The sequence below is a fragment of the Leifsonia sp. Root227 genome (genome assembly GCF_001428745.1).
Taxonomy (GTDB): Bacteria; Actinomycetota; Actinomycetes; order Actinomycetales; family Microbacteriaceae; genus Leifsonia.
The window spans coordinates 634006-656375 of sequence record NZ_LMIO01000003.1 but is presented as its reverse complement, the minus strand read 5'-3'; the positions used below and the strand labels follow the sequence as shown (position 1 = coordinate 656375).

The window sequence follows — 22370 nt, the reverse complement described above, 5'->3', positions numbered from 1 at the left end:
CCGCCATGGCCGACGAGGAACAGAAACCCGACCAGCGACCCCGCCCGAAGTACGGCGAGCTCGCGCCGGAGGGATGGGTGTGGCATCCACCGGCGGATGCGAACCGACTGGACACCTCGCATCCCACAGCAGAGCCCGACCGCTACGGCGAACACGGGGACGCGGCCCAGCAGGACGCCGCGCACCGCGACGCCGCCCAGCGCGCCGCGATCCCCGTCCACCGGGATGCGCGCGCCCCGTACGCGGACCGTCCGGGCTTCGCCAGCCAGCACCAGCAGAGCCCGTCGACGCAGCTGCGCTCCGACGCACCGCGCTGGAACATGATCGTCACCGTCGTGCTGATCGTCTTCGGCCTGTTCGGCGCCACCAACTCGATCAGCGGTCTGCTCTCGCTGCCCTCCGCGATGCAGCTGATGCACCTCAACCAGAACCTCGGCGACTACACGCCGGCGGCGTCGGTGCAAGGAACGCTGATCGCCGGCGCTGTCGTCATCGGGCTGCTCTGGGTGATCTCGACCGCCCTGTCCGTCTGGCTGCTGGTCAAGCGCAGGATGGCGTTCTACATCCCGCTCATCGCCGGCGTCGTCGCGCTGATCGCGCTACTCGGCTTCATGTCTGCGGTGCTGCTCACCGATCCCGTGCTGATCGACTTCTACAGCGGGATCACTCCTCCGCCGACGAGCACGCCCACCCCGTAGAACGTCCCGGCCGTCCGCACGACGAACGACGAACGGCCCGGCGCATCCCGCACCGGGCCGTTGCTGCGTTTCCTGCTCCTGCTCCGTCTCCGGATGCGGTTACGCAGCGGCCTCGCTGCGCGCCTCGCGCAGGCCGGCCGCGAGCGGCGTGGTCGGCCGTCCGATCAGCTCGCTGAGCGTCGGCGTCGCGTCGGCGAGCGCGCCGTCGCGGATGTTGCCGTCGAGCGCCACGACGAACCCTGCAGTGCCGTCGTCCAGCCCGGCACCGGTCAGGATACTCACGTGCTCCTCCGGGCTCACCGACCGGTATGCGACGGGCTGGCCCAGGATATCCGAGACCGTCTCGGCGAGGTCGGCGAACGTCCAGGCGACATCGCCGGAGAGCTCGTAGACCGCTCCGTCGTGGCCGGGAGTGCTGAGGACCACGGCTGCGGCGTCCGCGTAGTCGGCGCGCGATGCGCTCGCGACCCGGCCATCCGCGGCGCTCGACACGATCTCGCCCGTCGCCGCGGCGGTGTCGACCTGGCCGACGTAGTTCTCGGTGTACCAGTTGTTGCGGAGGATCGTCACCGGCAGACCGGACTCCGCGAGCAGCCTCTCGGTTGCGGTGTGCTCCGGAGCGAGGACGAGCGCGGTGTCGTCGGCGTGCGGCGCGCTGGTGTAGACGATCCGGCCGACCCCGGCGGCGACGGCCGCGTCGATCGCGTTGGCGTGCTGCTGCACGCGCTTGCCGACCTCGCTGCCGGAGACGAGCAGGAGCGCATCCGCCCCGGCGAACGCGGGCACCAGTGTGTCCGGCTTCTCGAAGTCGATGGCCGCGGTCTGCACGCCGAGCGCCGCGAGGGGCGCGAGCTTCTCCGCCGAGCGGCCGAGCGCGCGGATGTCGGTGGCGGGAACTCCGCGGGCGATGAGGGATTCGACGACGAGGCGTCCGAGGTTGCCGGTTGCTCCGGTGACGACGATGGTCATAGTGATGGTTCCTTTCGGTCGGTCATCGAGGCCAACAGAGACCCCCCGCCGATACTTCCCAATCGAAGGTACCCACTTTTTGGTAAGTTACTGACGTGGAGACCAGTAATCAGACGTTGAACGGCTTCGGCTTCACCGATGGCGTGCTCCCCTCGGCCTGCCCGACCCGTGTCGTCCTCAACCACGTCACCAGCACCTGGGGCGTGCTCGTGCTCGTGGCGCTCTCCCAGAGCGACCACCGCTGGGGCGAACTGCGCCGCACCGTGCAGGGCATCAGCGAGAAGATGCTCGCGCAGACCCTCCGCACCTTGGAGCACGACGGCTTCGTCCTCCGCACGGCCCAGCCGACCATCCCGCCCAGAGTCGACTACAGCCTCACGCAGCGCGGCCGCGACCTCACCCAGCATCTCCTGCCCCTGATGTCCTGGATCGCCGCCAACGCCGACGCCATCGTCGCGCCGGACTGAGAGTCAGCGACGGCCGCCGAGGGCGCGGGCGTCCTGGTTGCCCGCGAGGTCTTTGCGGAGCTCCTTGGGGAGCGAGAACATGAGGTCCTCTTCGGCCGTCTTGACTTCCTGCACGTCGCCGTAGCCTGCGCCGCGGAGGTCGTCCAGCACTTCCTGCACCAGCACCTCCGGCACGGATGCGCCGCTCGTCACGCCGACCGTCGCCACGCCGTCGAGCCACTCCTGCTTGACCTCGCTGGCGTAGTCGACCCGGTATGCGGCCTTCGCGCCGTACTCCAGCGCGACCTCGACCAGGCGCACGGAGTTGGACGAGTTGGCCGAGCCGACCACGATCACCAGGTCCGCCTGCTCGGCGACCTTCTTGATCGCGACCTGGCGGTTCTGGGTGGCGTAGCAGATGTCGTCGCTCGGCGGGTCCTGCAGGTTCGGGAAGCGCTCGCGGAGGCGGCGCACCGTCTCCATCGTCTCGTCGACGGACAGCGTGGTCTGCGAGAGCCAGACGACCTTGTCCGGATCCTTCACCGTGATCGTGTCCACGTCGTCCGGGCTGTTGACCAGGGTGACGCGGTCGGGCGCGTGGCCCGCTGTTCCCTCGACCTCTTCGTGCCCCTTGTGGCCGATCAGCAGGATCTCGAAATCGTCGCGGGCGAAGCGCACGGCCTCGCGGTGCACCTTGGTGACGAGCGGGCAGGTGGCGTCGATGGCCCGAAGCCCTCTGTCGGACGCCGCCTGCACGACGGCGGGAGAAACACCGTGGGCACTGAACACGACGTGCGCGCCCTCCGGCACCTCGCCGACCTCATCGACGAAGATCGCTCCCTGCCGCTCCAGCGTGGAGACGACGTGCACGTTGTGCACGATCTGCTTGCGCACGTAAACGGGCGCACCGTAGTGCTCGAGCGCCTTCTCGACGGCGATGACGGCCCTGTCCACACCCGCGCAGTATCCACGCGGTGCGGCCAGCAGGACCCTCTTGTGTCCGACGACCGGGGTATCCTGTAGCCGGCCTCGCGCACCGGGAATCCTCGGCATCGGAAGGCTGATGGTTGCGTCGCTCACCCTTCGATCCTAGGTGAGTGCGCTGAACACTGGTTGGGAGGCTCGGTGACGGACACGACCCGCGCACCGTCGATGGAGGTCGGCCCGCCGACAGCGGACGCTCCGTGGCCGGTCGCCACGCTGGCCGGAAAGATCCGCGGCTGGATCGAACGCCTCGGCACCGCCTGGGTCGAGGGCGAGATCACCCAGTGGGGCGTCTCAGGCGGCAACGTCTACGGCAAGCTCAAAGACCTCAACGAGGATGCGACCGTCAGCTTCACGATCTGGTCCTCCGTCAAGGCGCGCATCCCTGCCGACCTGAAGCAGGGCGACCGCGTGATCGCCGCGATCAAGCCCAACTTCTGGGTCAAAGGCGGCTCGCTCACGATGCAGGTGTTCGACATGCGCCACGTCGGTCTCGGCGACCTGCTGGAGCGCCTCGAACGGCTGCGCCAGCAGCTCACCGCCGAGGGCCTGTTCGCGCCGGAGCGCAAGAAGCGCCTCCCGTTCCTCCCGCACACCATCGGGCTCGTCACCGGCAAGGACTCCGACGCGGAGAAGGACGTGCTCCGCAACGCTCAGCTGCGCTGGCCGCAGGTGCGTTTCCGCACGGTGTACGCCGCCGTCCAGGGCGACAGGACGGTCGCAGAGGTGACCGCCGCCATCCGGAAGCTCGACGCCGACCCGGAGGTCGAGGTCATCATCGTCGCCCGCGGAGGCGGCGATTTCCAGAACCTGCTCGGCTTCAGCGACGAAGTGCTCGTGCGGGCCGCCGCGACCGCCGCGACCCCGATCGTCAGTGCCATCGGGCACGAGGCGGACCGGCCGCTGCTCGACGACGTCGCCGACCTGCGCGCATCCACACCGACGGATGCGGCCAAGCGCGTCGTCCCCGACGTCGCGGAAGAGCTCGCCAGGGTCCAGCAGGCGCGCGCCCGCATCGGGATGCGCGTGACGCACATGATCGCCGCAGAGATCGACCGCATCGGTCACCTCCGCACCCGCCCGTCCCTCGCATCGTCGAGCTGGATCGTCGACTCCCGCGCGGAGGAGCTCACCCGCTTCGTCGCCCGCGGCGCCGAGCTGATCGAGCGCAGCGTCGACAGGGAGGCCAGGAGGGTCGCCGAGCTCCGCGGCCAGCTGCGCGCGCTGTCGCCGCAGGGCACGCTCGACCGCGGCTACGCGATCGTGCAGCTCGCGACCGGTCACGTCGTGACCTCCCCGGACGAGATGCCACCCGGCACCGACCTGCGCCTCACCGTCTCCGGCGGCGCCGTCGCCGCGATCGCGGGAGACCACATCCCGTCGCCGGCCGGGCACACAGAGTCCGCCGCCACGAAGACAGCACTCAGCTAGACAAATAGAATGGATGCCATGCCCCCCACCGAGTCGACTTCCAGCGACGACGCCCTCGGCAGCGATCCGCTCGCCTCCCTCAGCTACGAGGAGGCGCGCGACGAGCTGATCCGCGTCGTCGGTCAGCTGGAGCAGGGCTCGTCGACGCTGGAGGACTCCATCGCACTGTGGGAGCGCGGCGAAGCGCTCGCCCGGCACTGCGAGGAGTGGCTGATCGGGGCGAAGGCCCGGCTGGATGCGGCGCGCGCCGGTGCGGGTGCTTCGGCAGGCGTCGGCGCGGGAACCGGATCGACGGACGCCGAATGAGCAATCGCACCAAGCCGCCGGCGGTGGTCGCCGAACTCGGACGCCCGGAGACGCCGGAGGAGACCGCAGCGCGCAAGGCCGTGAACTCGGCCAATCACCGCAACAGGCAGACCGTCAACAACCTCGTGTACTCGCTGATCGCCTGCGTCGCGCTCGTGGCCGTGATCGTGCTGTTCGTGCCCCGCGGCAACCCGACATCGTCGGCGCCGCCCGTGGACTACGCATCCATCGCCGCGCAGGCGCAGGGGTCGGAGCCGAACCGGCTCCTCGTGCCGGAGCTGCCGTCGGACTGGAAGTCCAACAACGCCGAGCTGCGCACCAAGACGCCGGACGGCGTCGACTCCTGGTACGTCGGGCTGATCACCCCGAAGGCCCAGTACGTCGGCATCACCCAGGGCTTCGACGCGAACGACACCTGGACGGCCCAGCAGGTCAACAAGTCCATGATCAAGGGCACCCGCACCATCGACGGCGTGCGCTGGGACGTCTACGACAACCGCACGTCCAGCGACGACAACGGCAACGTGGAGTACGCGCTCGTCAGCTCGGCGGGCAAGAGCACGATCATCGTCTTCGGCACGGCCAGCGACGCCGAGTTCGGCACCGTCGCAGGTTCCCTCGCCGACCAGATTCGCCAACTCGGAGGTTCGTGATGGGTAAACCGAGGCCGTCCCGCGTCTGGGACGCCATGCTGCGTGGAAACGAGCGGTTCGTCTCCGGGGAGCCTGAGCATCCCCGCCAGGATGTCGAGCGCCGGGAGACCATCGCCACCGGGCAAGCGCCGCTGGCCGCGATCTTCGGATGCGCGGACTCCCGGCTCGCCGCCGAGATCATCTTCGACCTCGGGCTGGGCGACGCCTTCGTGGTCCGCAACGCCGGACAGGTCATCTCCGACTCCGTGCTCGGCTCCCTGGAGTACGCGGTCGGCGTGCTGGAGGTTCCGCTGATCCTGGTGCTCGGGCACGACGAGTGCGGCGCCGTGCGTGCCGCCATCGACTCCCAGGCGCAGGATGCGACCCCGCTGCCTCCGCACATCGCGCACCTCATCGCGCCGATCGTCCCCGCCGTGCACGCCATCGCCGGCGTTCCAGCCGGCCAGCCGGTCGATCCGGCGACGGTGGATGCGCTCGCGGTCGGCCGGGAGCACCTGCGGCACACCGTGGCCGAGCTGCTCGAAGGCTCCGAGATGATCAGCGCCGCCGTCGCGGACGGTTCGTTGGCTATCGTTGGTGCCAACTACCGGCTTCAGGAAGGTCGGGTCGTCCCCGACGTCGTCGTCGGACTGGCCGACCCGGTCACCGACTGAATCGCGGGAAGACCGGCGAATCCGCCGGCCCCGCACCAGAAAGGAAAACACACCGTGGTGGACACCCAGGCGGACGCCGACTACCGCATCGAACACGACACGATGGGCGAGGTCCGCGTTCCAGCGGCCGCGCTCTACGGCGCGCAGACGCAGCGCGCCGTCGAGAACTTCCCGATCTCCGGATCGGTGCTCGAGCCGACGCAGATCGCCGCGCTGGCCCGCATCAAGAAGTCGGCAGCTCTCGCCAACGCCCAGCTCGGCGTGCTCGACCAGTCGATCGCCGACGCCATCGCGGCCGCGGCCGACGAGGTCGTCAGCGGTGCGCACGACGGCGAGTTCCCGATCGACGTGTACCAGACGGGCTCCGGCACGTCGTCGAACATGAACATGAACGAGGTGCTCGCGACACTGGCGTCCCGCACCCTCGGTCAGCCCGTGCACCCGAACGACCACGTGAACGCCTCGCAGTCGTCCAACGACGTGTTCCCGACCTCCGTGCACATCGCTGTGACGGGCGCGCTCATCGACGACCTCATCCCCGCGCTCGACCACCTCGCGGTGTCGCTCGAGGAGAAGGCGGAGCTGTGGGCCACCGTCGTCAAGAGCGGCCGCACCCACCTGATGGATGCGACGCCCGTCACCCTCGGCCAGGAGTTCGGCGGATACGCCGCGCAGATCCGTCTCGGCATCGAGCGCGTGCAGGCGTCCCTGCACCGTGTTGCGGAGGTCCCGCTCGGCGGCACGGCCGTCGGCACCGGCATCAACACGCCGCTCGGCTTCCCGCAGCTCGTCATCGAGTTGCTCACGCAGGAGACCGAGCTGCCGATCACCGAGGCCCGGAATCACTTCGAGGCGCAGGCCAACCGGGATGCGCTGGTCGAGGCGTCCGGCGCCCTCCGCACCATCGCGGTCAGCCTCACCAAAATCTGCAACGACCTGCGCTGGATGGGCTCCGGCCCCAACACGGGCCTGGGCGAGCTGCACATCCCGGATCTGCAGCCCGGCTCGTCGATCATGCCTGGCAAGGTCAACCCGGTCATCCCGGAGGCCGTGCTGATGGTCGCCTCCCGCGTGATCGGCAACGACGCGACGATCGCCTGGAGCGGCGCGTCCGGCCTGTTCGAGCTGAACGTGGCGATCCCCGTCATGGGCACCGCCCTGCTGGAGTCGATCCGCCTGCTCACCCAGGGCTCGCGCGTCCTCGCCGACAAGACCATCGCCGGCCTGGAGGCCAACGTCGAGCGCGCCCGCGCATACGCGGAGTCGAGCCCGTCGATCGTGACGCCACTCAACCGCGCGATCGGCTACGAGGCCGCAGCCAAGGTCGCCAAGCACTCCGTCGCCCAGGGCATGACCGTGCGCGAGGCCGTCATCGACCTCGGCTTCGTCGACCGCGGCGAGGTCACCCTCGAGCAGCTCGACAAGGCGCTCGACGTCCTCAGCATGACCCACCCGGGCTGACCCGGATCGCGTCACACCGACCATCGACACGAAGGGCGCTCTCCTCCGGGAGGGCGCCCTTCGGCGTTGAGTGTTCACAGCATCGCTCCGACCGCCCAGAACGCGCAGAGCAGGTACGGTCCGAGCGGCACCCCCTCCGCGGTGGGAGCGCCGCGCAGGATCCTGCCTGCCGCAGCGATGCCCGCCGCGCCGAACGCGACGGCGAGCCAACCCGGGATGGCGACCACCGCATCCACGTCGGTGTCCGCTGCCAGCTCGGCAAGCACGAGCGCGACGAGACCCGCGAGCTTGACGTCGCCCATCCCGAGCGCTCCCCCGGCCGCCGCGCAGAGCAGGACCGCGAGCACGACAGCTGTCATGGTCAGCGACCCGACGAGCGAGCCGACGCCCCCGCGCGCCAGCGCGCCCGAGACCGCTCCCACCGCCGCGAACGCGTAGCCGGGGAGCACCAGTGCGTTCGGCAGCCGTCGTTCGCGCAGGTCGGCCTCGCACAGCGGCAGCGCCACGGCTGCCAGATACGCCGTGCCCACCCACCGCGAAGCGGCCGCTGCCGAACCTTCCACCGCCGCCAGCGCACACGCCGCAAGCGCAACCACCACGACAGCCACCACCCACCAGGCAGCGCAGAGGCCGACCGGTGCACGCCCGGTCGGCCTCTGTAACGTTCGCCGCTGCTTCCCCACAGCGCGACGCTAACAACCCGTCGAACACCCCAGGACGTTATCCACATTCCGGGGCGTGGATGCGGTTGTTCACATCACTTCGTTCCCTTCCAGCATCTCCGTCACCAGCGCCGCGATCGCCGAGCGCTCGGAGCGGGTGAGGGTGATGTGCCCGAACAGCGGGTGGCCCTTCAGCGTCTCGATCACCGAGGCGACACCGTCGTGGCGGCCGACCCGGAGGTTGTCGCGCTGGGCGACGTCGTGCGTCAGCACCACCCGGGAGTTCTGCCCGACCCTGCTCAGCACCGTCAGCAGCACGTTGCGCTCCAGCGACTGGGCCTCGTCGACGATCACGAACGCGTCGTGCAGCGACCGGCCCCTGATGTGCGTGAGCGGCAGCACTTCGAGGATGCCGCGGTCCTGCACCTCGTCGAGCACGTTCTGCGAGACAAGGGCCCCGAGGGTGTCGAAGATCGCCTGGCCCCACGGGTTCATCTTCTCGCCCTGGTCGCCCGGCAGGTAGCCGAGCTCCTGGCCGCCCACCGCGTACAGCGGCCGGAACACCATGATCTTCTTGTGCTGCTGTCGTTCGAGCACCGCCTCCAGGCCGGCGCAGAGCGCGAGGGCCGACTTGCCGGTGCCGGCGCGACCGCCGAGCGAGAGGATGCCGATCTCGGGGTCGAGCAGCATGTCGATGGCGAGACGCTGCTCGGCCGAGCGACCGTGCAGTCCGAACACATCCCTGTCGCCGCGGACGAGCTTGAACTCGCCGTCCCCGACCACGCGGCCGAGGGCCGAACCGCGGTCGGAGTGGATGATGAGGCCCGTGTTGGCCGGCATCCCGTCGACCAGCTCTGTGCGCATCCACTCGTTCTCGTACAGGTCGCTCATCGCGTCGCTGCCGAGGGAGAGTTCCGCGAGCCCCGTCCAGCCGGAGTCGACGGCGAGTTCGTGCCGGTACTCCTCGGCCGCCAGGCCGATCGACGCCGCCTTGACGCGCAGCGGCAGGTCTTTGGAGACGACCGTGACGGCGAGCCCGTCGTTGGCGAGATTGAGGGCGACCGCCAGGATGCGCGAGTCGTTGTCCCCGAGCTGCAATCCGCTCGGCAGCACGGACATGTTGGAGTGGTTGAGCTCCACCCTCAGCGATCCGCCGTCACCGACCGGGATGGGGAAGTCGAGCCGTTCGTGCTTGATCCTCAGTTCGTCCAGATTGCGCAGTGCTTGCCGCGCGAAGTAGCCGATCTCTGGATCGTTGCGTTTGCCCTCCAGTTCGCTCACGACGACGACGGGGATGACGACAGCGTGTTCGGCGAACCGGAAGATCGCCTGGGGGTCGGACAGCAGGACCGAGGTGTCGAGCACGTATGTGCGCTCCGCCTGGTTGGTTCCGCTGTCGGTCGACTCGAACTGTCGGGTACCTGATTCAGCCACGACCACTCCCACCCCGCTCGCTCTGGAGAGCTCGCGGATCTGTTTGGCGAGTCGGCCGGTGGGTGTCGAAACGAACTTACGTGGCCGTCTCGATCGGGCTCCGTGCCCGATAAGCCGAACCTACGCCGCACCTCCGACACGCTCGGAAGACACACCGCCGTGTCGCGTTTCCATCAGGTGAACTTTCGCCCCACTTCGGGTGCGCCGCCCTCCCTGATGATCGAGTCCGAAGTTGTTCAGGCGTCGCGCGGCGTGTCGGGCGGAACAACTTCGGACTCGATGGCTGCGGGGGCGGGAGCGGGTCAGGAGAGGGAGGCGTAGGAGGTGAAAGCAGCGCGGAGCATGTCGAAGGTCTCGTCTGTGGTGCCCGCGTGCACCGAGATGCGCGCGTTCGTGGCGCGGATGGATGCGGTGATCCCGTGATTGAACAGGGACGCGCTCAGCGCGGTCAGCTGCTCCGGCAGCGGTTCGAGCACGACCATGCCGGCCCGCTCGGCGGCGTTGCGCGACGACGCGACCGGGATCGCGTACTCGTCAGCGAGGTCGAACACGCGCTCGACCCTGTCGCCGATCGCCGCGCTGACGGCGGGGACGCCCACTGCGGCGATGTCCTCGAGCGCCGCCGCGAACCTGGCCTGCGCGATCGGGTCCGGGTTCGAGATGCTGAACGCCCGCGTGCTGGAGCTCGGCTCTCCGACCTCGTCCCACGACCCGTCCAGGTCGGCGCCCGTCCAGCCGCTGAACACCGGCGTCAGGTGCTCGATCGCGCGCGCGCTCGCGACGAGGAACCCGGTCCCCCATCCGGCGCGCGCCCACTTCTGCCCTCCGGCCACCACGACGTCCGCCACCTCGTACGGCGCGTCGACGACGCCGAAGCCCTGGATCGCATCCACGATCAGCAGCCGGTCGCCGATCACCTGGCGGATGCCGTCGATGTCGGCGAGGTAGCCCGTGCGCGAGTCGACGAGACTCACCATCACGGCCGTCGTGTTCGACGTCAGCTGCTCCTTGATGCGCGCCGGCGTGACCCGCTGGTGGTCGGTCTCGAGCCAGGTCGGCGTGACGACGCGCATCGCCTGCGACGCCCGCACCGCCGCGTATGTGATGCTCGGGAACTCGGCAGCAGAGAGCAGCACCTCGCCCCCGGTGAGTCCGAACGCGGCGTGCATGAGCCCGATGGATGCGGTGGGCTGGAACGACACCTGGTCGGACGGGAAGCGAGTGAGCGCCCCCACCGCATCCCGTACCCGCTGATCCTCGGCGCGCATCCGCTCGATGCTGCCGAACCGCGCCTTGGCGAGGATCTCGTACTGTCCGACCGCTTCGGCGAGCGCCGCCGCCGAGATCGGGCCGACCCTGCCGTAGTCGAGGTAGCCGGACTCCTCGGTGAACCCGGCGGCGAACTCGTCGGTCGTCATCGTCGTCATGTGTGTTATGACCTCCCGGAACATTCTGTCAGTCCGGGCGTGAGCGCATCACACCATGACGAGCGTCCACGGCGGCGGATCACACCGGGCGGATCACACTGGGCGGATCACACGGCCGCGCGTGCCCGCTCCTCCGCGTGCGCGTCCGAGCGACCCGCCGCTGCATCCGCGAGATAGCGAGACACCGGGGGCAGCCAGAGCGGCACCGCCGCCGCGAGCGCACAGACCGTCGCGACGAGGAGTCCGAGCTGCAAGCCGCCGCCGTCGCCACCGACGCCCAGCAGCGACGACTCGGTGGCGTCGCCGAGGAGGACCACCGCGACCGCGCTGACCACCAGCCGGGCGAGCGCCGATCCGCGCTGCACGAACAGCGTGGCGACGACCTGCACCGTCACCACGACAACGGTCACCCCGGCCTGCACGAGCGCCACGATCGCCGGTCCCCAGGCGTTCGGCACGATCAGCGCCTGCGCGACGGCGAGCACGCACGCCACGAACGCGACGAACGCGGCGGCGACCGAGAACCACAGGTATGGTCCTGCCGCCTGTGCGCTCCGACCCTGCTCGGAGTCCGGCGCAGCCCGCAGCGCGGTCGGTCGCCGCGCCGTGAGCGCGAGAGCGCAGGCCACGAGCGTCAGCGCCGCGAAGCCCAGCCAGGTGAGTGACGTGGAGGTGAACAGGCTTCGCGGATCGAAGTGCGTCAGATAGGCGAGCTGCACCACCTGGACGACGACGAGCAGTCCGGCCAGCAGGATCGCCGCGATGAGCCAGCCGACCCCGGCGCCACGCGCTGCCCTGCGTGCGACGCCGAGCACCACGCACACCACGGTCAGCGCGAGCAGCACTGCCCTGGTGCCGAACTCCGTGGCGAACAGAACGCCCTCGCTCATCCCGACGGTCCACAGCGCGTAGAGGCCGATCACCCGCAGCGCCGACCATGCGAGGCCGATGCCGAGCAGCGCGGCGGCCGACGCCAGCCAGGCCGCGACGCGCATCCGGCCGTCGTCCGCCCGCCACGCCGTCAGAGCGAGCCGTCTCGCAGCACCCATCGCAACCCCCATCGGTCGAACCCCGTCGTCACGGTCCGCCCGGCACCCCCTGGCGGATTCCCTCGACCATAGCAGCGCCCGCGCGCTCAGCCGCCGAACCGGCGCTGCCGCCGCGAGTAGTCGCGCACGGCGCGCAGGAAGTCGACCTCGCGCAGGTCGGGGCCGAGGGCTTCCACGAAGTAGAACTCGCTGTGGGCGCTCTGCCAGAGCATGAAGTCGCTGAGCCGCTGTTCGCCGGAGGTGCGGATGACGAGGTCGGGGTCCGGCTGCCCTCCGGTGTAGAGGTGCTCGCCGATCAGGTCGGGGGTGAGCAGGTCGGCGAGAGTCTCCAGGCTCCCGCCTTTGGCGTGGTGGGCGGCGACGATGTCGCGCATCGCATCCACGATCTCCTTGCGCCCCCCGTAGCCGACAGCGAGGTTCACGTGCAGGCCGGTGTTGTGCGCTGTGCGGTCCTCAGCGCCTGTCAGGGCCGCGATCAGCGGCTCCGGCAGCCCGGCCGTCGAGCCGACATGCTGGACGCGCCAGTCGCGGTATCTGGACAGGTCGTCGGCGAGCTCGGCGATGATCTCGATGAGGTCGGAGAGCTCGCCGCTCTCCCGGTTGGTGAGGTTGTCGCTGGAGAGCAGGTAGAGCGTGACCACCGAGATCCCGAGGTCGTCGCACCACTCCAGGAACTCGCGCATCTTCGCGGCCCCCGCCCGGTGCCCGTGCGCGACCGTCGTCAGCCCGAGCTGGCGAGCCCAGCGCCGGTTTCCGTCGATGATCATCGCCACGTGGCGGGGCATCGACTCGGCGGGCAGGTTGCGCTTGAGCTTGTTCTGGTAGACCCCGTAGAGCAGCCCACGTCCGAGGGGGAAACTCCATCTGCTCACGGAAGTACGTTACCCCGACCGCAGCGCTGAACTCACAGCATGAGGTCACGCGACTCCCGTACCCTTGGGCCATGACACCGCACGACGCCCAGAAATCGGAAGACGTCGCCGAGTCCCTGAGCGGGCCGGCGGACGGTCTGGACTCCTCCGATGCGGCCGTGAAGGCGGATGAGGACCGCGGTCCCGACCTCCCCAACATCCCGCTGCTGGATGCGTCCCCCGCCAACCCCGCCGAGATCAAGCCCACCTGGCGCGGCTGGATCCACGCCGGCACCTTCCCCGTCACCATCGCGGCAGGGATCGTGCTCATCACGCTCGCGCACGGCGCCCCGGCGAAGTGGTCGTCCGCGGTGTTCGTGCTCACCTCGCTGCTGCTGTTCGGCAACTCGGCGCTCTACCACCGCTTCAACTGGAAGCCGAGGATGAAGGTCCTCCTCAAGCGGATCGACCACGCCAACATCTTCCTGCTGATCGCGGGGACGTACACCCCGCTCGCCGTGCTCGCGCTGCCGCCGTCGAAGGGCATCCTGCTGCTGTCGCTGGTCTGGGCCGGGGCGCTGCTCGGCATCGCCTTCCGGGTGTTCTGGATCCACGCGCCGCGCTGGCTGTACGTCCCGCTCTACCTGGCGCTCGGCTGGGGCGCGCTGATGTACGTCGTCGACCTGCTCGACGCGAACGTCGCCATGATGGTGCTGGTGCTCGTCGGCGGGCTGTTCTACTCGATCGGCGCGGTCATCTACGGCATCAAGAAGCCGAACCCGGTGCCCGGCGTCTTCGGGTTCCACGAGATCTTCCACACGCTGACCGTCCTGGCGTTCCTCTGCCACTGGACGGCGGTGCTGCTGATCGCGCTGCACCCGGTCTACAACGCGGGCTGAGCGCGGGGCGACTCAGCGCCGGGCGACTCAGCGCGCGGTGTCGTCCTGGCTGTCCGGCCCCGCCTCGCCGCTCTGGCCAGCCTGCTCGGCGTCCAGCTTCTCCGCGATCTCGGCGCGGTAACGCACCCGCCGGATGCGCCTGGTCATGTCGAGCGCGAGGAGCACGGCCGCGACGGCCACCAGGAAGGTGACCACGAAGCCGACGACGCCCGGGGTGACCTGGTCGTCGCTCGGGCCGCCCGTCGGAGTGGGCGTCGGGGTCGCAGCGGTGACCCACACGGCCGCGCGCAGCAGCGCATCCTGGATCATCGCACTCCCTCGCGGTCGAGAACGATTCCTGCGCGCAGGGCGGTTACGGGCATCCGGGTCTCCACTTTCGAGCCGTGGACGAAGCGCAGGGTTTCACAGCTTCGTCTCCTAGTCTGGGTTCAAGCCTACCGTCGCCAGGACGGTGCACTTTCCACGGGAGAAAGCTCAGTGCAGGGAGAAGCATGGCGGTGACCGAGACCATCGATCGCCGTTACGGTCGTACGCCCAATCGCAAACGCCGGGATCGCTGGTGGATCATCGGAGCGGCCATCGCGTTCGTCGCGATCTTCACCGCGTGGGTGTTCTGGGCCGGCTGGGACAACGACCAGGCCGACCTGGAGACCACGGACACGGCGTACACGATCACGGATGCGCATCACGTCTCGATCAGCTTCTCCGTGAACACGCCGCCCGGCACCCCGGTGACCTGCGCCATCCAGGCGCTGAACGAATCGTTCGCGGTCGTCGGCTGGCGCATCATCAGCATTCCGGCCTCCGAGAAACGTCTCACCGAATACACGGAGACGATCAGGACGACCGAACAAAGCAATACCGGTTTGATTTCCAGCTGCTGGCTGACCTAGGATTCTTCGATACGCCCCGACCTGATGTCGGGGCGTCGACTTTATCCAGCCGGTCCCCGGACCGGCCGATCTGCCCAGCCGGCCCCCGGACCGGCGGCGCAAAGGAGTTCATCATGTCTCAGGAGTCTCAGGTCAGCTTTCTGACCCAGGATGCGTACGACCGTCTCGCGGCCGAACTCGAGGAGCTCAGCGTCAACGGCCGAAACGAGATCGCGAAGCGCATCGAAGCGGCCCGCGAGGAGGGCGACCTCAAGGAGAACGGCGGATACCACGCCGCGAAGGACGAGCAGGGCAAGATCGAGGCCCGCATCGTGCAGCTCACCAACCTGCTGCGCAACTCGACGGTGAGCGAAGCCCCGCAGAGCCACGGTGTCGTGGAGCCGGGAACGGTCATCACCGCGACGATCGCGGGCGACGAGAGCACGTTCCTCATCGGCAACCGCGAGATCGCCGCAGGGACCGACCTCCAGGTCTACTCCGAGGGCAGCCCGCTGGGCGAGGCCATCCTCGGCCTCAAGGTCGACGAGTCGACCACGTACACGGCCCCGAACGGCAAGCAGATCGCCGTCACCATCCTGAAGGTCGAGACCTACACCGGCTGACCGCCGCTCGACTCGTACGAAAAGCGCGGTGCAGGAATCCTGCACCGCGCTTTTTGCACGACTCGTGCGGCCTACTCGTAGTCGAGGACGGGGTCGTAGCCCGCGGCGCGCAGCGCCTCGATGACGTGGTGGCGGTGATCGGTGCCGCGGGTCTCGACGCTGACGTCGAGCTCCACCTGACTGAGCTGCAGGCCACGGCCATGGCGGGTGTGCAGCACCTCGACCACGTTGGCGTTGACGCCCGCAAGGATCTCGGAGATACGCGCGAGCTGACCGGGACGGTCGGGCAGCATGATCGTGAGCTTGAGGTAGCGGTCGGAGGCGGCGAGACCGTGGCTGATGATGCGCTGCATCAGCAGCGGGTCGATGTTGCCTCCGGAGAGGATCGCGACGGTCGGACCGAGCGCGGGGATCTTGCCGGCGAGGATGGCCGCGACTGCGGCGGCGCCCGCGGGCTCGACGACGAGCTTCGCCCGTTCGAGCAGCACGAGCAGCGCGCGGGCGATGTCGTCCTCCGACACGGTGACGATCTCGTCGACCACGTCGCGGATGATCTGGAAGTTGAGGGCGCCCGGCTTGCTCACGGCGATGCCGTCCGCGATGGTCGCGACGAGCGCGATCTCGGTCGGCTCGCCCGCGTCGAGCGACGGAGGGTACGCGGCGGCGTTCGCGGCCTGCACGCCGATCACGCGGATCTCGCGGCCCTCGGCCGCCGCACGCTGCTTGACGGCGCTGGCGACACCGGAGATGAGCCCGCCGCCGCCGATCGGCACGACGACGGTGGCCGCATCCGGAACGTCGTCGAGGATCTCGAGCCCGAGCGTGCCCTGACCTGCGACCACGTCCGGGTGGTCGAACGGCGGGATGAGGACGGCGCCGGTCTCGGCGGCGAAGTCGGCGGCGGCGCGCAGCGTCTCGTCGACGATGCTGCCGCTGAGGACCACATCCGCCCCGTAGTCGCGGGTGGCCTGGAACTTGGGGATGGCGACGCCCACCGGCATGAAGATGGTGGCGTGGATGCCCAGCTCCCTGGCCGCGAACGCGACCCCCTGAGCATGGTTGCCCGCCGAGGCCGCGACGACGCCGCGCTCGCGTTCCTCCGCGGTCAGCTTGGCCATCCTGTTGTATGCACCGCGGATCTTGTACGACCCGGTGCGCTGCAGGTTCTCGCACTTGAGGAGCACCGGTGCGCCGAGCACATCGGCGAGGAACCGCGACGTCTCGACCGGTGTCGGCTCCGCGACCCTGGACACGATGGCACGCGCGGCCTCGATCTCGTCGAGGCTCGGCCCAGCGAAAGGAGTGCGCGTCGAATCAGTCAGCGTGGCCACGGGGGACAGCCTACTCGCGGACGTATTCCGCCAGCCGAATGTGACCCACGGGGACCGTTGTCGCCCGCATCCGGTGCGGCGCCGTCACCATCACGTGCGCGCCCTGCGCGGCTGCCGAGGCACTGTCTGCCAGAGCACGGTATCCGGCGCGGCGTACGGGCCGGCGGAGCCCTCGCGCCACGCTCCACTCGACACGTAGTGCACCATCACGTTGAGCACGGCCGCCACGGGCACCGCGAACAGCGCGCCGGGAATGCCTGCGAGGAGCGAACCGGCTGCGACGGCGAGCACGACAGCCAGCGGATGCACCTTGACCGCCGTCCCCATGATCAGCGGCTGCAGCACGTGACCCTCGATCTGCTGCACCAGGAGCACGACAGCGAGCATGATGACCGCGAACACCCAGCCCTTGAAGATCAGCGCGATGAAGATCGCCAGCGCGCCGGTGACCACGGCGCCCACCACGGGGATGAACGAGCCGAGGAAGACCAGCACGGCGATCGGGATCACCAGCGGCAGCCCCAGGAAGAACGCCCCGAGGCCGATGCCGAGCGCGTCGATGGACGCGACCAGGATCTGCACCTTCACGAAGTTGCGCAGCGTCACCCAGCCGGCCTGACCCGCGCCGTCGACCGCCCGGCGGGCGCGCTTCGGGAAGATGCGCACGATCCAGTTCCAGATCGAGCGGCCGTCGATGAGGATGAACAGCGTGCTGAACAGGGTGAGCAGCACCCCGGCGAGCACGTGGCCGAGCGTCGAGCCGATCGAGAGGGCGCCGGAGATGAAGATCTGGCTGTCCTGCTGGATGGATTTGGTGAGCGAGTCGAGCGCTCCGCTGATCTGGCTCTCACTGAGACCGAGCGGCCCGGAGGTGAGCCACGCGCGGAACTGATCGTACGCGGCCACCGACTGCGTCTGCAGCTCGTGGCTCTGCCGCGTGACCTGCCAGACCGCCAGGTAGAGCAGCCCGCCGATCACCACGATCACCGAGACCATCGCGGCCACGATCGCCGCCCAGCGCGGCCACCGGTGACGGTGCAGGAAGTCGACGAACGGCACGAGCAGCGCCGAGATGAGCACGGCGATCAGCAACGGGATGATGATGAGCCGCAACTGCACCACGAGGAAGATCGCGACGGCGATGACCGCGCCGATGACCAGCAGCCGCCACGACCAGGCGCCGGCCACGAGCATCCCGTGCGGCAGCGACTCCTCGACCGACGCGCCAGGCTCGCCCGGCTGCCCGGTGCGCGCCGGCTTGCCCTGCGCGGCCCCGCGGGCTTTGAGGAACCAGCCGCGCGCAGGCGCGCGGTTCTCGCCCGGCGTGACGGTGATCTGCTTCGGCGTCGCGTCGTTGTCTGACATGCTCGCCAGTCTAGGCTGGCCGTTCCTGGCGTCCACGGGGTTGACGCGGGCTGTGCGCAACGCACAGGAGGCGCACAGCTGTGGAGGGCAGGGCGGCTCCCGGCGGTGCCGCCACCGTCCTCAGTCCTGGGGAGCGACCCCCACCGTCACCGGCGTCCCTGCCAGCGACAGGTGGATGCGCTCCCCCTGCGCGGGAGCGTTCCGCGTCTCGTGCTGCACGGCCAGTTCCGTGCCGTCGTCGAGGCGCACCCTGGTGCGGCGCAGCGCTCCGAGGAAGCTCGTCGTCAGCACAACACCGGACAGCGCGGAGACGCCTGTCCCCGTGCCCGCCTCGCCCGTGAACAGCACGTCCTCCGGGCGGAGGTACACCGTCACGGGGCCGTCCGCGGACGGGGACACCAGCGGCACGCGCATCCCGAACACGGTCAGCTCTCCCGCCGCGACGACGCCCGGCACGCGGTTGGTGAGACCGACGAACTCGGCGACGAACGCGGACACCGGCCTGCGGTACAGCTCCTCCGGCTCGCCGATCTGCTCGATGTCGCCGGCGCGCATCACGGCGACCCGGTCGGCGACGGCGAGCGCCTCCTCCTGGTCGTGCGTGACGAAAAAGGTGGTGATGCCGAGCTCGGTCTGGATGCGGCGGATCTCGTCGCGCAGCTGCACCCTGACCTTCGCATCCAGGGCGGACAGCGGCTCGTCGAGGAGCAGCACGCGCGGGCGGGTCACGAGCGCCCTGGCGAGGGCGACGCGCTGCTGCTGGCCGCCGGACAGCTGGTGGGCGTAGCGGTCGGCGTGGTGGTCGAGGCCGACCAGTTCGAGGGCCTCTGCTGCTCGGCGGCGGCGGTCGACGGTCGCGACCCTGCGCATCCGGAGACCGAATTCGACGTTCTGCCCTGCCGTGAGGTGCGGGAAGAGCGAGTACGACTGGAAGACCATGCCGAGGTCGCGACGGTTGGTCGGCTGGTCGGTGACGTCCTCTCCGTCGATGAGGATGCTTCCCGCGTCCACCCGCTCCAGCCCGGCGAGCGCGCGGAGGGCCGTGGTCTTGCCGCAGCCGCTCGGGCCGAGCAGGGCGATCAGCTCGCCGGGGCGGGCGCTGAGGCTCAGCCCGGCGAGACCGGCGCCTCCACCGAAATCGCGGACCACGCCGCGGAGTTCGACGGTGCTGCCGAGCCCTGGCGCGGACGCGGATCCGGGGCGGACGGAGGTTTCGAGTGCGGACACAGGTCAGCCTTTCGCTGAGCGTCGACGGCCGGCCGTCACGAGACGGTCGACGACGAAGAGGAGGAGGAACGCGAACACCAGCGCGAGCAGCGCGAAGATGACCGCGACGAACGGGTCGGACTGCGAGACCAGCAGCAGAGCGGTCTGCAGGTTCACCCGGCTGAGGAGGGATGCGATGGTGAACTCGCCGAGCACCACGGCCACCGAGAGCACGCTCGCGGCCAGGATGCCCCGGCGCAGGTTCGGCACCAGGATGCGCAGCAGCACGCTCAGCCAGCCGGCGCCGAGAGAGCGGCCGGCCTCGCTGAGGGTGACGACGTCGATCGCCGCGATGTTGCTCTGGATCGCCCGGTATGCGTACGGCAGCACGAGGATGCCGTACGCGAAGGCGAGCGTCCAGGTGCCAGAGCCGAACAGGTCGGTGACCACCGCGTAGGTCGGGGCGAGCCCGACGACCATCACGATCGCGGGGATCACGATCGGCAGCAGGCACACCAGCTCCAGCACGCGCCGCAGTCTCGGGATGCGCACCTCGACCAGGATCATCGTCGGCAGCAGCACGAGCAGCACGATCGCGACGGTGACCACCGCGAGCACGAGCGAGTTGCCGAGCCCCTGGTAGATGCGGTCGTACCGGGTGGTCTCGCCGCTGAAGACGACCACCCACCTGTCGAAGCTGTAGACGCCGGGCTTCGCGGTGCGCAGCGTGAACTCCAGCATCGAGAACAGCGGGATGAGGAAGAAGAGGCCGAAGATCGTCCAGATGACCGTGCGCGCGACCGGCCCTGGGCCGAAGCGCAGCGCCTGCGCGTTGCGCCGGGCGCGGGTGCGCCGCTTGCTCTCCACCTGCGCGCCGCTCACCGCTGCCACCTGGCGGTGCGGGAGGCGAGCGCGGAGTAGCCGAGCATCACCACGACCATGACCACGAGCATCCCCAGCGACATGGCGCCGGCGAGGTTGGCGCGGCCGAGGACGGTCTCGGAGATGAGCGCCTGGCGGATCTGCAGGGAGACGATGTTGTTGGCCTGCCCGACCAGGGCCGCGGCGGTCGCGTACGACGAGAACGCGTTGGCGAACAGGAGCAGCAGGCTGCCCAGGAACGACGGAAGCAGCACCGGGATGCCCACCCGGAACCAGTAGGTCGCCCTGCTGCCGCCGAGGGTGGCGTTCGCCTCCAGCCACTGCGGTTTCAGCCCCTCGAGCGCCGGCATGAAGGTGATGACCATGAGCGGGATCTGGAAGTAGAGGTACGGCAGGATGAGGCCGGGCACCGTGTAGAGCCAGACGCCGTTCTCGTAGATGTTGATGTGGAACTGGTTGCGCAGCAGCGCGGTGACGAGCCCCTGCGCGCCGATGGTCGCGATGAACGCGAACGCGAGCATCACGCCGCCGAACTGGGCGAGGACGCTGCTGGCCGAGTCGACCAGCGAGCGGGTCACGCCTCCCGGACGCGAGCTCAGCATGGCGAAGCAGAGGGCGGCGCCGCCGACCGCGCCGACTACGGCGGTGACGGCGGAGAGGAAGAACGCGCCGACGAAGGAGCCGAAGATGGCGGGTTCCGCGAGGCCGGTGAGGTTCGCCCAGGTGAACCGGCCGTCCGCATCCACGAACCCGCTGCCGACCGCGATGATCGTGGGGATCGCGAGGAAGACGACGACGTAGAAGGCGAACGGGGTGAGGCCGAGGACGGCCGGGAGGCCGCGACGGCGACGCCGGGCCTGGGCAGGGCGCGAACCGGATCCGGAGCCCTGCTGCGCCCGCTCAGCCGGCGTGGCGCCGAACGGCGACCGGCGCCGGGTCTCCCCGGCGCCGTCGCTGTCCAGCGGCGGCGCAGCAGCGCCGACGGTGGTGTCTGTCATCAACCGACCGCGTTCGCCCATTTGGCGTTGAGCAGGGTTCCGGCGTCGGTGGCCTGCTTGTCCGTCATGACGGCGGTCTTGTCGAGCTTGCCGGGGAAGTCGGCCTTGTTCAGGGTGCCGGCCTTCTCCATCGCATCCACGCGGGCCGGGTATGCCCCGCCCTTGAGCCAGGCGTTCTGCGCTGCGTCGCTGTAGAGGTACTCCTCCCAGAGGCGTGCGGCGGCCGGGTGCGGCGCGTCCTTGTTGATGGCCTGGTTGTAGTAGCCGACGTACGCGGTGCCGGGGAGCACGGTGTACTTCCAGTTCACGCCGCCGCCCTTGATCGTGTCGGAGGTCGTGTAGCCCTTCTGGTTGAACGACCAGTCGAGCAGCACCGGGGTCTCGCCGGAGGCGATCGTGTTCGGCTTGCCGTCCGCCGCGTTCCAGTTGCCCGCCTTCTTGAGCTTGGCGAACCAGTCGATGCCGGGGGTCAGGTCGTCGAGGGTTCCGCCGGCCTGCAGGTCGGCGAACGCGACGGCGCCCGCCGCAGCGGCTGCCTGGGTCGGGTTGCCGTTCAGCGCGACGGCGCCCTTGTACTCGGAGCCGAGCAGGTCGTCGAGGCTCTTCGGAGCCGACTTGATCTTGTTGGCGTCGTAGCCGACCGCCATCACGCCGTAGTACCCGACCTTCCAGAGGCCGGTGCTCTCCTTCTCGTCGGCGGGGATGTCGTCCCAGCCGGTGGGCTTGTACGGCGCGAAGTACTCGGTGTTGGCGAGGGCGACGGACGAGCCGATGTCGAAGGTGTCGGGAGCGGTGTCCTGACCCTTGAGCTTCTTCGCGGCGTCGATCTCCTCCTGGCTGGATGCGCTGTCCTGGCTCGGGTTGATCGTGATCCCGTACTTCTTGGTGAAGCCGTCGAAGATCTCCTGGTAGTTCGCCCAGTCGCCGGGCGTCGCGATGATGTTGAGGGTGCCCTCCTTCTTCGCGGCGGCGATGAGCGCATCCATGCCGCCCGCTGCCTTCACATCGGCTGCCGATGCGATGTCCTTCGACGCGGTCGGGTCTGCTGCGTTCGCCCCGCCGGTGCAGGCGGCGAGCGAGAGTGCGACGACGGTGGCCGCGGCGGCAAGGCCGGCGACGCGTGCGCGCTTGAATGTCACGGTTCCTCCAGTGTGGGGTGCCCGGTTGGTC

At 69.5% G+C, this 22370-nt stretch carries 24 protein-coding genes; 10 read left to right on the top strand and 14 right to left on the bottom strand.

Annotated elements, in window-relative coordinates; translation table 11 throughout:
* Window positions 1-5 precede the first annotated feature (5 nt).
* Window positions 6-698 carry a DUF6264 family protein gene (locus ASE16_RS13140; RefSeq protein WP_055895587.1) on the top strand — a complete coding sequence of 231 codons (693 nt, stop codon included), beginning with the start codon at window positions 6-8 and terminating at the stop codon, window positions 696-698.
* Between the two features lie 99 nt (window positions 699-797).
* Here ASE16_RS13140 and ASE16_RS13135 read toward each other — a convergent pair whose 3' ends face one another.
* Window positions 798-1667, bottom strand: coding sequence for an SDR family oxidoreductase (locus ASE16_RS13135; protein ID WP_055895585.1), 870 nt, complete (start codon window positions 1665-1667; stop codon window positions 798-800).
* A 95-nt stretch (window positions 1668-1762) separates the two neighbouring features.
* On the opposite strand from ASE16_RS13135, the gene ASE16_RS13130 reads away from it, so the two are divergent.
* Window positions 1763-2134: a winged helix-turn-helix transcriptional regulator gene (locus ASE16_RS13130; RefSeq protein WP_055895584.1), complete on the top strand. Its 372-nt coding sequence runs from the start codon at window positions 1763-1765 to the stop codon at window positions 2132-2134.
* 3 nt (window positions 2135-2137) lie between these two features.
* Here the strand turns inward: ASE16_RS13130 and ASE16_RS13125 are convergent, their stop codons facing one another.
* Window positions 2138-3166, bottom strand: a complete 1029-nt coding sequence (locus ASE16_RS13125; protein WP_055896518.1) for a 4-hydroxy-3-methylbut-2-enyl diphosphate reductase — start codon at window positions 3164-3166, stop codon at window positions 2138-2140.
* A 99-nt stretch (window positions 3167-3265) separates the two neighbouring features.
* On the opposite strand from ASE16_RS13125, the gene xseA reads away from it, so the two are divergent.
* From xseA to ASE16_RS13100, 5 genes are read left to right on the top strand one after another with little or no spacing between them, the layout of a single operon-like run.
* Window positions 3266-4528 carry an exodeoxyribonuclease VII large subunit gene (gene xseA / locus ASE16_RS13120; protein ID WP_055896513.1) on the top strand — a complete coding sequence of 421 codons (1263 nt, stop codon included), beginning with the start codon at window positions 3266-3268 and terminating at the stop codon, window positions 4526-4528.
* 18 nt (window positions 4529-4546) lie between these two features.
* Window positions 4547-4834 (top strand): exodeoxyribonuclease VII small subunit, encoded by a 288-nt coding sequence (locus ASE16_RS13115; protein WP_321164256.1) that lies wholly within the window; start codon window positions 4547-4549, stop codon window positions 4832-4834.
* On the top strand, window positions 4831-5487 hold the full coding sequence (locus ASE16_RS13110) for a DUF4245 domain-containing protein (RefSeq protein WP_055895580.1): 657 nt from the start codon (window positions 4831-4833) through the stop codon (window positions 5485-5487). Before ASE16_RS13115 ends, ASE16_RS13110 begins: the two co-directional genes overlap by 4 nt.
* Window positions 5487-6140: a carbonic anhydrase gene (locus ASE16_RS13105; protein ID WP_055895577.1), complete on the top strand. Its 654-nt coding sequence runs from the start codon at window positions 5487-5489 to the stop codon at window positions 6138-6140. Before ASE16_RS13110 ends, ASE16_RS13105 begins: the two co-directional genes overlap by 1 nt.
* Before the next feature lie 54 nt (window positions 6141-6194).
* Complete coding sequence (locus tag ASE16_RS13100; protein WP_082581435.1) at window positions 6195-7601, top strand: class II fumarate hydratase; 1407 nt, start codon at window positions 6195-6197, stop codon at window positions 7599-7601.
* Window positions 7602-7675: 74 nt separating this feature from the next.
* Here ASE16_RS13100 and ASE16_RS13095 read toward each other — a convergent pair whose 3' ends face one another.
* From ASE16_RS13095 to ASE16_RS13075, 5 genes are all read right to left on the bottom strand, one after another.
* Window positions 7676-8200, bottom strand: coding sequence for a prepilin peptidase (locus ASE16_RS13095; protein ID WP_162255978.1), 525 nt, complete (start codon window positions 8198-8200; stop codon window positions 7676-7678).
* Between the two features lie 153 nt (window positions 8201-8353).
* Window positions 8354-9703, bottom strand: coding sequence for a PhoH family protein (locus ASE16_RS13090; RefSeq protein WP_055895573.1), 1350 nt, complete (start codon window positions 9701-9703; stop codon window positions 8354-8356).
* 296 nt (window positions 9704-9999) lie between these two features.
* Window positions 10000-11124: an aminotransferase class V-fold PLP-dependent enzyme gene (locus ASE16_RS13085; protein WP_235500485.1), complete on the bottom strand. Its 1125-nt coding sequence runs from the start codon at window positions 11122-11124 to the stop codon at window positions 10000-10002.
* A gap of 107 nt (window positions 11125-11231) precedes the next feature.
* Window positions 11232-12173 carry a hypothetical protein gene (locus tag ASE16_RS13080; protein ID WP_055895572.1) on the bottom strand — a complete coding sequence of 314 codons (942 nt, stop codon included), beginning with the start codon at window positions 12171-12173 and terminating at the stop codon, window positions 11232-11234.
* 86 nt (window positions 12174-12259) lie between these two features.
* Window positions 12260-13045 carry an isoprenyl transferase gene (locus ASE16_RS13075; protein ID WP_055895569.1) on the bottom strand — a complete coding sequence of 262 codons (786 nt, stop codon included), beginning with the start codon at window positions 13043-13045 and terminating at the stop codon, window positions 12260-12262.
* A gap of 71 nt (window positions 13046-13116) precedes the next feature.
* Here ASE16_RS13075 and trhA point away from each other — a divergent pair, with 71 nt between their 5' ends.
* The gene (trhA, locus tag ASE16_RS13070; RefSeq protein WP_082581433.1) at window positions 13117-13923 is read left to right on the top strand and encodes a PAQR family membrane homeostasis protein TrhA; all 807 of its coding nucleotides are present in this window, start codon (window positions 13117-13119) and stop codon (window positions 13921-13923) included.
* A gap of 27 nt (window positions 13924-13950) precedes the next feature.
* On the opposite strand, the gene ASE16_RS13065 is transcribed toward trhA, so the two are convergent.
* Complete coding sequence (locus ASE16_RS13065; RefSeq protein WP_055895567.1) at window positions 13951-14232, bottom strand: hypothetical protein; 282 nt, start codon at window positions 14230-14232, stop codon at window positions 13951-13953.
* 188 nt (window positions 14233-14420) lie between these two features.
* Here ASE16_RS13065 and ASE16_RS13060 point away from each other — a divergent pair, with 188 nt between their 5' ends.
* Together ASE16_RS13060 and greA are read left to right on the top strand one after the other, a co-directional pair.
* Entirely contained in the window at window positions 14421-14816 is a 396-nt protein-coding gene (locus tag ASE16_RS13060) for a DUF4307 domain-containing protein (protein WP_235500484.1), read from the top strand.
* 113 nt (window positions 14817-14929) lie between these two features.
* Window positions 14930-15418, top strand: a complete 489-nt coding sequence (gene greA / locus ASE16_RS13055) for a transcription elongation factor GreA (protein WP_055895562.1) — start codon at window positions 14930-14932, stop codon at window positions 15416-15418.
* Between the two features lie 71 nt (window positions 15419-15489).
* Here the strand turns inward: greA and ilvA are convergent, their stop codons facing one another.
* From ilvA to ASE16_RS13025, 6 genes are all read right to left on the bottom strand, one after another.
* Window positions 15490-16749 carry a threonine ammonia-lyase gene (ilvA, locus tag ASE16_RS13050; RefSeq protein ID WP_055895560.1) on the bottom strand — a complete coding sequence of 420 codons (1260 nt, stop codon included), beginning with the start codon at window positions 16747-16749 and terminating at the stop codon, window positions 15490-15492.
* A gap of 90 nt (window positions 16750-16839) precedes the next feature.
* The gene (locus ASE16_RS13045) at window positions 16840-18114 is read right to left on the bottom strand and encodes an AI-2E family transporter (protein WP_055895558.1); all 1275 of its coding nucleotides are present in this window, start codon (window positions 18112-18114) and stop codon (window positions 16840-16842) included.
* Between the two features lie 120 nt (window positions 18115-18234).
* Window positions 18235-19341, bottom strand: coding sequence for an ABC transporter ATP-binding protein (locus tag ASE16_RS13040; protein ID WP_055895555.1), 1107 nt, complete (start codon window positions 19339-19341; stop codon window positions 18235-18237).
* Between the two features lie 3 nt (window positions 19342-19344).
* Window positions 19345-20211 carry an ABC transporter permease gene (locus ASE16_RS13035; RefSeq protein WP_055895552.1) on the bottom strand — a complete coding sequence of 289 codons (867 nt, stop codon included), beginning with the start codon at window positions 20209-20211 and terminating at the stop codon, window positions 19345-19347.
* Window positions 20199-21200 (bottom strand): ABC transporter permease, encoded by a 1002-nt coding sequence (locus ASE16_RS13030; protein ID WP_414843033.1) that lies wholly within the window; start codon window positions 21198-21200, stop codon window positions 20199-20201. The genes ASE16_RS13035 and ASE16_RS13030 overlap by 13 nt, the downstream gene beginning before the upstream one ends.
* A complete protein-coding gene (locus ASE16_RS13025; protein ID WP_055895547.1) occupies window positions 21200-22339 on the bottom strand; it encodes an ABC transporter substrate-binding protein in 1140 nt (379 codons plus the stop codon). The genes ASE16_RS13030 and ASE16_RS13025 overlap by 1 nt, the downstream gene beginning before the upstream one ends.
* Window positions 22340-22370: the final 31 nt, after the last annotated feature.